This window comes from Mycobacterium sp. E1747 (assembly GCF_001667775.1).
Lineage (GTDB): Bacteria > Actinomycetota > Actinomycetes > Mycobacteriales > Mycobacteriaceae > Mycobacterium.
The window spans coordinates 1-10,621 of the sequence record NZ_LZJI01000165.1 but is presented as its reverse complement, the minus strand read 5'-3'; the positions used below and the strand labels follow the sequence as shown (position 1 = coordinate 10,621).

10 protein-coding genes and 2 pseudogenes are annotated in these 10,621 nt (G+C 70.3%); 5 read left to right on the top strand and 7 right to left on the bottom strand.

Annotation, left to right across the window (positions count from 1 at the left end; genetic code table 11):
• A pseudogene (locus A5695_RS27695) lies at window positions 1-195 on the top strand (SDR family NAD(P)-dependent oxidoreductase); the annotation flags it as partial.
• Here the strand turns inward: A5695_RS27695 and A5695_RS16190 are convergent.
• Both A5695_RS16190 and A5695_RS16185 read right to left on the bottom strand, forming a co-directional pair.
• A pseudogene (locus A5695_RS16190) lies at window positions 193-939 on the bottom strand (SDR family NAD(P)-dependent oxidoreductase); the annotation flags it as partial. The pseudogenes A5695_RS27695 and A5695_RS16190 sit on opposite strands and share 3 nt — an antisense overlap.
• A gap of 4 nt (window positions 940-943) precedes the next feature.
• Window positions 944-1,987 carry an SDR family NAD(P)-dependent oxidoreductase gene (locus A5695_RS16185; protein WP_068083939.1) on the bottom strand — a complete coding sequence of 348 codons (1,044 nt, stop codon included), beginning with the start codon at window positions 1,985-1,987 and terminating at the stop codon, window positions 944-946.
• A gap of 285 nt (window positions 1,988-2,272) precedes the next feature.
• Here A5695_RS16185 and A5695_RS16180 point away from each other — a divergent pair, with 285 nt between their 5' ends.
• The 3 genes from A5695_RS16180 to A5695_RS16170 all read left to right on the top strand — a co-directional run bounded on the left by A5695_RS16180 (window position 2,273) and on the right by A5695_RS16170 (window position 4,139).
• Window positions 2,273-2,683 (top strand): group 1 truncated hemoglobin, encoded by a 411-nt coding sequence (locus A5695_RS16180; protein WP_068083936.1) that lies wholly within the window; start codon window positions 2,273-2,275, stop codon window positions 2,681-2,683.
• Window positions 2,684-2,750: 67 nt separating this feature from the next.
• A complete protein-coding gene (locus A5695_RS16175) occupies window positions 2,751-3,356 on the top strand; it encodes a lysozyme inhibitor LprI family protein (protein WP_068083935.1) in 606 nt (201 codons plus the stop codon).
• 21 nt (window positions 3,357-3,377) lie between these two features.
• Window positions 3,378-4,139, top strand: coding sequence for a class I SAM-dependent methyltransferase (locus A5695_RS16170; protein ID WP_068083966.1), 762 nt, complete (start codon window positions 3,378-3,380; stop codon window positions 4,137-4,139).
• A gap of 76 nt (window positions 4,140-4,215) precedes the next feature.
• On the opposite strand, the gene A5695_RS16165 is transcribed toward A5695_RS16170, so the two are convergent.
• Together A5695_RS16165 and lspA are read right to left on the bottom strand one after the other, a co-directional pair.
• Window positions 4,216-5,142: an RluA family pseudouridine synthase gene (locus A5695_RS16165; RefSeq protein ID WP_068083932.1), complete on the bottom strand. Its 927-nt coding sequence runs from the start codon at window positions 5,140-5,142 to the stop codon at window positions 4,216-4,218.
• On the bottom strand, window positions 5,139-5,717 hold the full coding sequence (gene lspA, locus A5695_RS16160) for a signal peptidase II (protein WP_068083924.1): 579 nt from the start codon (window positions 5,715-5,717) through the stop codon (window positions 5,139-5,141). Before lspA ends, A5695_RS16165 begins: the two co-directional genes overlap by 4 nt.
• 71 nt (window positions 5,718-5,788) lie before the next feature.
• Between lspA and A5695_RS16155 the strand changes: the two genes are divergently transcribed.
• On the top strand, window positions 5,789-6,715 hold the full coding sequence (locus tag A5695_RS16155; protein ID WP_068083941.1) for an asparaginase: 927 nt from the start codon (window positions 5,789-5,791) through the stop codon (window positions 6,713-6,715).
• Here the strand turns inward: A5695_RS16155 and A5695_RS16150 are convergent.
• From A5695_RS16150 to A5695_RS16140, 3 genes are all read right to left on the bottom strand, one after another.
• Window positions 6,680-8,071 carry a DNA polymerase IV gene (locus A5695_RS16150; RefSeq protein WP_197515511.1) on the bottom strand — a complete coding sequence of 464 codons (1,392 nt, stop codon included), beginning with the start codon at window positions 8,069-8,071 and terminating at the stop codon, window positions 6,680-6,682. The two genes, A5695_RS16155 and A5695_RS16150, sit on opposite strands and share 36 nt — an antisense overlap.
• Before the next feature lie 96 nt (window positions 8,072-8,167).
• On the bottom strand, window positions 8,168-8,887 hold the full coding sequence (locus A5695_RS16145) for a hypothetical protein (RefSeq protein ID WP_156749693.1): 720 nt from the start codon (window positions 8,885-8,887) through the stop codon (window positions 8,168-8,170).
• A gap of 161 nt (window positions 8,888-9,048) precedes the next feature.
• A partial coding sequence (locus tag A5695_RS16140; RefSeq protein WP_156749692.1) for a class I tRNA ligase family protein occupies window positions 9,049-10,621 on the bottom strand: 1,573 nt, incomplete at its 5' end.

Below are 10,621 nucleotides of genomic sequence, written 5' to 3'. Positions count from 1 at the left end.
AGCATCCCGATCGCGCAGGTCTCGCCCCGCGACGTCGCCGAGGCGGCCATCGGCGGGATGCTGGCGGGCCGGCGCTCCGTGGTGCCCGGCGTCGTGCCCAAGGTCGTCAGCACCGGCGGCCGGTTCGTCCCGCGCAGCCTGCTGCTGCCCGGGATCCGGATCGGCAGTCGCTTCCGCGGCGGGCCCAACCGCTAGTTTCGCCGAGCTGGGGGCACCTCCCCCTTGCGAGCTGGGGGCACGCCAGCGTGGCATTGAGCGCCGGCCCGCCAGCATCCCGCCGATGGCCGCCTCGGCGACGTCGCGGGGCGAGACCTGCGCGATCGGGATGCTGAACCGCTCGGCGTTGGCGATCTCCGCCCACTCGGTCGGCACCGGTCCGGGGCACAGGCAGGTCACCGACACCCCGGTCCCGTGCAGTTCCTCGTGAATGGCTTCGGAGAACGTCTGCACGAAGGCCTTGGTGGCCGAATAAACCGCCATGTAGGGCACCGGCTGGAAACCGGCGATCGACGCGATGTTCATCACCGCGCCGGCTCCGCGCTCGACCATGCCGGGCAGGACCGCGTGGGTGAGTTCCATCAAGGCCAGCGCGTTGAGGGTGACCTCCTCGCTTTCCCGCTCGAGGGGCAGCTCGTGGAAGACGCCGCTGGTGCCGAACCCGGCGCTGTTGCACAGCCCGGCGATGGGCTCGGCGCGCAGCCGGTCGGCCAGCTTGGCGCGGCCATTGGGATCGCCGAGGTCCAGCGGCAGCACCTCGACCGCCACCGCGTATTCCTGACCCACCTCGTTGGCGAGCTCGTCGAGGCGCTCCCGGCGCCGCGCGACCAGCAGCAGCGGGAAGTCGCGACGGGCCAGCCCGCGGGCCAGTTCGGCGCCGATGCCGGACGAGGCGCCGGTGATGACGACGGTGGTCGCAATGTCGGGTTTCGGAAGGCTCATGATCTCACCAATGTATCCCGCGCGTGGCCCGCACAAACGTCTCGCTGCGTTTGTCGAATTGCGGTGACTCGCTTGATGATTCGTCACCCTTGGCGGCGTGTGAGTCGCCGAACATGGCGAACGCGCGGTTGCGCACCCGGTCCATCACCGCCGGGTTCACCGCGTCGGCGACGGCGGCGAATTGCCCGAACGGCGAGCTGGCTCGCCGCGGCCGGTGCACGATTGCGTCCGCGATCACCCCGGCCGCCTGATCCGGCGTCAGCGCGGGAAACTTGTCGTAGAGCGTCGTAGGGCTGATCATCGGAGTGCGCACCAGCGCCATGTGCACGGTGGTGAACTTCACGCCGTCGTTGACCGTTTCGGCCTGCAGGGAATCACACAAGCTGTCCAGCGCGGACTTGCTGGCGATGTACGCACCGAAGCGCGGCGCCCGGGTCTGCACCCCGACCGAGGAGATGTTGATGATGTGTCCGAAGCCGCGCTCGCGCATCCCGGGGATGAATTTGAGGATGAGCTGGACCGCGCCCAGGTAGTTCAGCTGCATGGTCCGCTGATAGTCGTGGATTCGGTCGTAGGACAGCTCGAGCGAGCGACGGATGGACCGCCCCGCGTTGTTGATCAGGATGTCGACGCCGCCCAGGTCGCTGAGCACCTGGTCGGCCATCGCGGCGATCGCGTCCATGTCGGACAGGTCGCACGGGTAGACATGGGCGGTCCCGCCGCGGGCCGCTTCGATGTCAGAGGCCACCTTCTCGAGGTTCTCCCGGGTGCGCGCCACCAGCACCACCGCGCCGCCGGCTTCCGCAATCCGCTTCGCGGCCGCCTCCCCGATACCCGACGATCCCCCGGTGATCAGCACGGTCTTGCCGTTGACCGCCTCGTCGAGCGTGCGCCCCTGCACCGCGTCGAGCAGATTCCGCAGATAGAACGGCCGGTAGCGGCCCGCGGAGTTGGGGGTGTTGACGATGTGCGACACCGCCGCGAGCGGCTTCTCCACCAAGTTCGCGAGCGGCTTTTCGACCAAGTTGGTGATGTCACCGAGATTCATTGGCTTTCGCTCCTGATGATGTCGGCCCCCCGACCGCAACTGGCCTGCCCGTTGACCACGACCGCCTTGCGGGGCTGTGTGAATGTTGTGACGTGAGTCATAAAGCCAACGTAGGACATCAGCGCCCCCGCTCGATGCAGATTTCCACCATGTAAACCGTGCCGCACATCTCACGCCTCGGCGGCGGCAGCCGTCAGCAGTGAGCAATCCGGTTGTTACGCAAAGACATCCATGCGTGATTGCGAACTAACTGGTGGGCAACGCCGAAATGTTCCAATCGCACTTATGAAAATTCTGGCACGCTTCCGCAAGCCGCAGCCGGTCAGCATCTACGACCGGATCGGCGGGCACGAGGCGCTCGAAGTCGTGGTCGAAGACTTCTACGTTCGTGTGCTTGCCGATGACCAACTCGCGGGCTTTTTCACCGGGACCAACATGAACCGCCTCAAAGGCAAGCAGGTCGAGTTCTTCGCCGCCGCGCTCGGGGGGCCCGAGCCCTACACCGGCGCGCCGATGAAGCAGGTGCACCAGGGGCGTGGGATCACGATGTACCACTTCAACCTGGTGGCCGGGCACCTGTCGGATGCGCTGGCCGCGGCCGGGGTGCCGGCCCAAACGGTCACCGAGATCATTGGCGCGATCGCGCCGCTGGCTCCCGAGATCGCGACGGGCGAGCCCAACACGGCCCCGGTCTGACGGTTCCGTCGGGAGCACCGCGGCGTGTCGCGCCGATTGTGCGCCCGGCAGGCGGTAGTCAGCACCTATGCGACTGCTCGCCGTCATCGTTGCGGCCCTGGTGCTGAGCGCCTGCGGCGCGAAAACGAACCCGCCGCCGGCCGCCACCACGTCACCGACCGCCGCACCGCTCGACTGCGCCACCCCGGCCAACGCGGCCCAGCAGCAGGTCTGCGCAGATCCGCGCCTGACCGACCTCGACCACCGGGTCCAGGCCGCATACCAGGAGGCACTCGCCCGGCCGGGCGCGGACCAAGCCGCGCTGAGCACCGAGCAGCAGAACTGGGCGACCGGTCGCGACGGCTGTACTGACAACCCCGAGATGCGCACGTGCCTGGTCGAGGCGTATCAGACTCGGCTGGACCAGTTGGCTATCGCCGACCCCGGAACCCTGAGCCCGCCCGTGGTCACCTACCAGTGCCCCGCGGACGCCGGACCGTTGACCGCGCAGTTCTACAACGAGTTCGACCCGCCCGCGGCGGTGCTCAACTGGAAGGGCAACCCGCAGATCCTGTTCCAGGAACCGTCCGGCAGCGGCGCCAGGTACGGCCGCCAGGGCTTTGAATACTGGGAACACCAGGGCGAGGTCAAGCTCGACCTGGACGGCGCCAAATTCGTCTGCCACGCACCGTGATTCGTGCCTAGCATGCACGGCATGGCTCGCACATTCGACGACCTCGTGGCCGAGGCCGACGCCGCCCCGGTCGACGGCTGGGACTTCTCCTGGCTGGACGGGCGCGCCACCGAGGAACGCCCGTCGTGGGGTTATCAGCGGCAGATGAGCCGGCGGCTGGCGAACGTGTCGGCCGCGTGCGACATCGACACCGGCGGCGGCGAGGTGCTCGCGGGTGCGGAGCGGTTTCCACCCGCGATGGCCGCGACGGAATCGTGGCCGCCCAACGCGGCGCTGGCCACCCAACGACTGCATCCCCGCGGCGTGGTGGTCGTGGTGACCGGGGACGGGCCGCGGCTGCCGTTCGCCGACGCGGCGTTCGACCTGGTGACCAGCCGCCATCCCGTCGCGGTGCGATGGCCCGAGATCGCCCGGGTGCTGCGGCCGGGCGGCACCTACTTCGCTCAGCAGATCGGGCCCGCGACGATGGCCGAACTGGTCGAGTACTTCATCGGGCCGCAACCGGAGAAGTGGGCCGAACTCCACCCCGACGTGCAGCGCGCCGGCGCCGAGGCCGCCGGGATGGAGGTCGTCGACATCCGGATGGAGCGGATGCGGGCCGAGTTCTTCGACGTCGGCGCCGTCATCTACTTCCTGCGCAAGGTGGTGTGGACGGTGCCGGACTTCACGGTCGGCGCCTACCGGGATCGGCTGCGGGAACTGCACGAGCGCATCGAGGCCGACGGTCCCTTCGTCGCGTACTCAACGCGGCTGCTCGTCGAGGCGCGCAAGCCGGCTGAGTGATCGCAAGCGCGGCGAAGCCGGGCGCTGGGGGCACCCCCAGCGAAGCTTGGGGGACGGGTCGCGACCATCAGACTGATCAGCCCTCGGCGCGCAGCACGTCGAGCGCGTGCTGCAGATCGGCCGGGTAGGGGCTGGCGATCTCCATCCGCCTGCCGTCCGCGGGGTGGGCGAACGACAGCGACCGGGCGTGCAGCCATTGCCGTTCCAGCCCAAGCCTTTTCGCGAGTTTCGGATCGGCACCGTAGACGAGGTCACCGCAGCACGGGTGGTGCAGGGCGGAGAAGTGCACCCGGATCTGGTGCGTGCGACCGGTTTCCAGGTGAACGTCGAGCAGGCTGGCGGCGTGAAAGGCCTCGATGGTGTCGTAATGGGTCAGGCTGTGCCGTCCGTTCGTGGTGACCGCGAACTTCCATTCGCCGCCGCGGTGCCGTCCGATCGGTGCGTCGATCGTCCCGCTGGAGGGGTCCGGATGTCCCTGCACCAGCGCGTGATAGCGCTTGTCCACGGTGCGCTGTTTGAACGCGCGCTTCAGCACGGTGTAGGCGCGCTCGGAGAGCGCCACCACCATCACCCCGGAGGTACCGACGTCGAGGCGATGCACGATGCCCTGCCGCTCGGGCACGCCGGACGTGGTGATCCGGTAACCGGCCGCGGCCAGGCCGCCGAGCACCGTCGGCCCGGTCCAGCCGACCGACGCGTGCGCGGCCACCGCCGCGGGCTTGTCGACCGCGACGATGTCATCGTCGGAATACAGGATCGTCATGCCCTCGATCTCGACGGGCGTGTTCTGCACCGGCGGCGGGGCTTCCGGCAGCCGGACCTCCAACCAGGCGCCGCCGGTCAGCCGGTCGGACTTGCCCGCCTGCACGCCGTCCAGTTCGACCCCGCCGTCTTCGGCCAGGGCCGCGGCGGCGCTGCGGGACAGGCCCAGCAGGCGCGCCAGCCCCGCGTCCACGCGCATGCCAGCCAGCCCTTCGGGAACGGGCATGGAACGGTGCGTCATCGGCGCTGGTCGGCCTTCCGCCTGCCGACCGTGTCGAAGTCGTAGCCGAAGACCGACAGCACCACCAGGAGGATGGCGCCGCCCACCACCGAGGGATCGGCGACGTTGAACACCGGCCACCACCCGATCGACAAGAAGTCCACGACGTGGCCGCGCAGCGGCCCCGGAGCGCGGAAGAAGCGGTCGACCAGGTTGCCCATGGCGCCGCCGAGGATCATCCCCAGCCCGACCGCCCACCAGGGCGACACCAGCCGCCGGCCCATCCAGAAGATGCCGGCCACCACGCCGGTCGCGATCAGGGTCAGCACCCAGGTGTAGCCGGTCGCCATCGAGAAGGCGGCGCCGGAGTTGCGGACCAGCGTCCAGGTCACCGTGTCGCCGATGATGGGCACCGGCTGTCCGGGCGGCAGCAGCTTGACGGCCAGCACCTTGGTGACGATGTCCAGGGCCAAGACGATCCCCGCCACCGACATCAGCAGGCGCAGCCGCCTCGGTGCCCGCCGCGGCTCGGCGGGCGCGGTGTCTCCGGCTTGGTCGGTTGAGGTCGCTGGCTCGGTCGTTGGTTCCTCGGGCACTCTCACATCATCCCCCAATGCCGGCGCTGGGCTGGCCGTTGTTCGCGCTTGGCGTGCGCGATGATTTCACCATGGGTCGGCTCACTGTCATCGCCACCGGAGGCACGATATCGACCGGCACCGGCCCGGACGGCGTGCACCGGCCCGCGTATGGCGCGGCCGAGCTGGCCGCGGGCCTCGACGTCGACGTTGCCGACGTGCTGGCGTTGGACAGCTCGCAGCTGGTGCCGGCCGATTGGGACCGGATCCGCGGCGCCGTGCGGGCGGCGATCGCCGGCGGCGCCGACGGTGTGGTTGTCACCCACGGCACCGACACCATGGAGGAGAGCGCGTTGTGGCTCGACCTCACCCACGCGGGCGACGTTCCCGTGGTGCTGACCGGAGCGATGCGCAGTGCCGACGCCCCCGACGCCGACGGCCCGGCCAACCTGCGCGCGGCCCTCGCGGTGGCGGGCAGCCCGGCCGCGCGGGGCCTCGGCGTGCTGGTGTGCTTCGCCGGCCGGGTGTTGCAGCCGCTGGGGCTGACCAAGGTGGCGACCAACGACCTGACCGGGTTCGCCGGTGAGCTGATCGGCACGGTGAATGGCGGTGTCGCGCTGGCCGGCACCAAAACTCGGCCCCAGCTCGGCGACCTGACCGCGGCCGCCGCGCCGCGGGTGGACATCGTCGCCGCCTATTTGGGCAGCGACGGGGTGGCTTTGGACGCCTGCGTGGCGGCCGGGGCCAAGGGCGTGGTGCTCGAGGCGCTGGGTTCGGGCAACGCCGGCGACGCGGTGGTGGACGCGGTGACCCGACACTGCCGTGCCGGCGTCGCCGTCGCGGTGTCCACCCGCGTCCCCGGCGGGCGGGTCGGTGCGAGCTACGGACCCGGGGAGCAGATGGCGGCGGCGGGCGCGGTGATGGTGCCCCGACTGCGACCGCCGCAGGCCCGGGTACTCCTGATGGCCGCGCTGGCCGCGCAGCTACCGGTCGCCGACGTCATCGCCCGTTGGGGCTGACGGCGCATTCGCTTCCACGGCCTGCAACGCGCCCAGGTAGTCCGGCCAGTCCAGCGAATCGACCGGGTTGGCCCTGGTCAGCTCGGCGGTGTCCGCGGGGAACGTGCGGGCCGGGCCCGGGCCGGAGCTGCGGGTCTCGAACCGCGCGGTGACCACGCCGTGGCCCGCGCCCTGCACCCAGCCGTGCCCGAGCTCGGGATGCGTGACGTCGTCGCCGACCCGCCAGCCTTCCTCGGGCGCGGCGGCGAACATCGCCTCCGCGGCGGTCGCCACGGTTTCGGCCGGGTGATCGTCCCCCGCCAGGTCCAGATCCGGGAACAGCGACTCCTGCCGCACGTCGCTCAATCCCGAAAACCCCACGCCTAGTAAGCGAATCGGCCCGATCTCGCGGGGGTCGAGCAGCAGCCGCCGGGCGACGGCGACCAGCGCGCCGGCCTCCGTCGTCGCGTACGGCAGCGTCGCCGAGCGGGTCAGGGTGCTCATGTCGGACTTCTTCAGCTTGACCGTGACGGTGCGGGCGCCGCGGCCATCGCGCAGCAGGCGCTGATGCGCATGCTCGGCGATCGGCTCGATCGCCTCACGCAGCTGCTCCAGGCTGGTCAGGTCGATCGCGAAGGTGGACTCGGAGCTGATCTGCTTGGCCTCGGCGCGCTCGGCCACCGGGCGGTCGTCGATGCCGCGGGCCAGCCGGTGCAGCGCCGGGCCGATCGTCGCGCCCAGGATGTTGGCCGCCTCGGCGTCCGTCAGCTCGGCCAGCTGGCCGATCGTCTCGATGCCGAGCCGGTTGAGCTTCTCCTCGGCGACCGGACCGATGCCCCACAGCCGCCGCACCGGCAAACCGGCGAGCAGCGACCGCTCTTCGGCGCGCCGGACCACCCTGATGCCGTCGGGTTTCGCCAGCCCGGACGCGATCTTGGCGATCTGCTTGCCCGAGCCCGCACCCACCGATGCGATCAGGCCCGTCTCCTCGCGGACCCGTCGCCGCAGGCCTTCGCAGAACGCCTCGACCTCCTCGGCGGACGCGCCCGCGAGGCCGGGCGGTTCACCGAAGCCCTCGTCGAAGGACAGCTGCTCGACCACCGGCACCACGGCGCGCACGGTGTCGAAGACGCGCCGGCTGGCGACCCCGTACACGACGCCACGCGGCGGCAACACCACCGCGGTCACCCCGATCAGGCGGCGGGCCTGGTGCATCGGCATCGCCGAGCGGGCGCCGAACACCCTGGCCTCGTAGCTGGCCCCGGCCACAACGCCCCGACCGCCCAGGCCGCCGACCAGCACCGGCCGCCCCCGCAGCGTCGGCCGGGTGAGTTGTTCGACCGAGGCGAAGAACGCATCCATGTCCAGGTGCAGCACCCAACGGGACTCCACACTTCGAAATGCTATTGGTCCAGCGTCGATGGATAGGGAGCCTCTCGGCACCAACGCACCGAGATCTCGGTGGGGGTTGTCTCAGGGATGCAGGGGCTGCGGGTGGATCGGTTGCGGGTGGACCGGCTGCGGCGGGTGGCAGGCGTAGCACTGGATCGGCCCGTGGCCGCTCGGCGCGGGCTGGCCGCCGCCCTGCTGACCGCCACCTTGCTGGCTACCACCTTGCTTGGGCGGCACCCACACCGGAACGGGGACGGGCACGATCACCGGCGGGGCGTTGACGGTCACGTGCGGAGGGGGTGGCGGCGTGCCGGGATAAGCGGGGGCGGGCGCCGCCGGCGCTGGCGCTGGCGGCGCGGGCACGATCACGACGGGCGCGTCCCCACCACTCATGGGGCCGGGCGAGACGTGCCCGGCGTCGGGTGCCGTCGCCGGGGCCGGCGCCACGGGCGGTGGCTCGACCGCGCTGGGGGCCTGGGGCGTCACCGAACCAACGCTGGAATTCGGAACCACGACGGTGGGCCTCGGCTCCTTGGCGCCCGACCTCTCGATGAGCACCAGGCCGAGCCCGGCGACCGCTCCGAGCGCCGCGACCAGCGCCCCGGCCACCAAGACGTTCGTTCCCCTTTGGCGCGGTTTCGCGGTCACGGTCGTGGCCGGGGATTCAGGCGTGACCGACCGCGACAGCGAACCGTCCTCGAGCGCGGGGTCGCCAAGCGGGCTCGACGCCCACGCCTCGGCGACGGTGAGGTCCTCGTACGGGACGGCGGGGGTCTTCCGGAAGTCTTCGATGATGCTCATGGCGCGTTCCTTCACGTGGTCGCGGCCCCTTGTTGGGCCGCGTCACAGGTAGGAGCGGCCAGGCCCGGTGGCGCGGACACATTTTCGGAAACTTCTTCCCGCGAGGGTGCGGCCACCGACGCCCCCACTCGGAAAACGTGTCGGTAGTTGCACTTTCGCGGTCAGGCTTTAGTGATCACCACGCGGACGCCGTCACCGATGTCGACGGCGTCCGGTGCTGGCTCGGCGAACTGGAAACTGGTCGCGAGTATCTCCCTCGCAATCAGTTCGGCATGCGTGCGCGCCCAGTCGGCCCGCTCGGCGGGCACCGACATCACGACAGAGATCCGGTCGGACACGTCAAGACCGGTGGACTTGCGCAGCTCCTGCAGCTCGCGGATGCGGTCCTTGGCCCAGCCCTCGGCCTCCAGCTCCGGTGTCACGGTGCCGTCCAGCACCACCAGCCCGGCCCCGTCGGGCAGCGCCGCGGTGAACTCCGGGTCGGCGGCGACCAACCTGGAGCTGTACTCCTCGGGCAACAACACCGCCGGTCCCGCCCGCAGGGTGCCGTCGGGGTTGACGACGCCCTCCCCCGCCTTGACCGCCTTGATGGCGGCCTGCACGTCCTTGCCGAGCCGCGGCCCGGCCACGCGGGCGTTGACCGTGAGTTCGAAGGAGCCGTAGGTGTCGATGGCGTCGGTCAGCTCGACGCGCTTGACGTTGAGCTCGTCGGCGATCAGATCGACGAACGGCTCCAGCCGACGCGGATTATCCACCGCCACAGTCAATTTCGGTAACGGCAGGCGCACCCGCAGCTTCTTGGCCTTGCGCAGGGACGACGCGGCCGAGCACACCTCGCGGACCTGATCCATCGCGGCGACCAGGTCCGCGTCGGCGGGCAGCGCTTCGGCGTCCGGCCAATCGGTGAGATGCACCGAGCGCCCCGCGCTGAGGCCGCGCCAGATCATCTCGGTGGCCGACGGGAGCAGCGGCGCGGCCAGCCTGGCCGTCACCTCGAGCACGGTGTGCAGGGTGTCGATCGCGTCGGCGTCCTCCTCCCAGAATCGCGAACGCGACCGTCGCACATACCAATTGGTCAACGCCTCGGTGAACTGACGCAGGTGCTCGCAGGCCCGGGAGATGTCGCAGGTGTCCATTTCGCGGGTCACGTTGTCGCGCAGCTCGGCGAGCTTGGCCAGGATGTAACGGTCCAGCACCTGCCGCGAATCGGTGCGCCAGGTGCCGACTTTGGGCGCATAGAGGGCCAGGAAGCTGTAGGCGTTCCACAGCGGCAGCAGGACCTGCCGCACGCCCTCGCGGATCCCCTGCTCGGTGACGATGAGGTTGCCGCCGCGCAGGATCGGCGACGCCATCAGGAACCACCGCATGGCGTCGGAGCCGTCGCGGTCGAACACCTCGGACACGTCCGGGTAGTTGCGCAGCGACTTGCTCATCTTCTGGCCGTCGGATCCCAGCACAATCCCATGCGCGACACAGGTTTTGAAGGACGGCCGGTCGAACAGCGCGGTGGCCAGCACGTGCAGCGTGTAGAACCAGCCGCGGGTCTGCCCGATGTACTCGACGATGAAGTCGCCGGGATAGTGGCCGTCGAACCAGTCCCGATTCTCGAACGGGTAGTGCACCTGGGCGTACGGCATGGAACCCGAGTCGAACCACACGTCGAGCACGTCGGGGATGCGGCGCATCGTGCTGCGCCCGGTCGGGTCGTCGGGATTGGGCCGGGTCAGCTCGTCG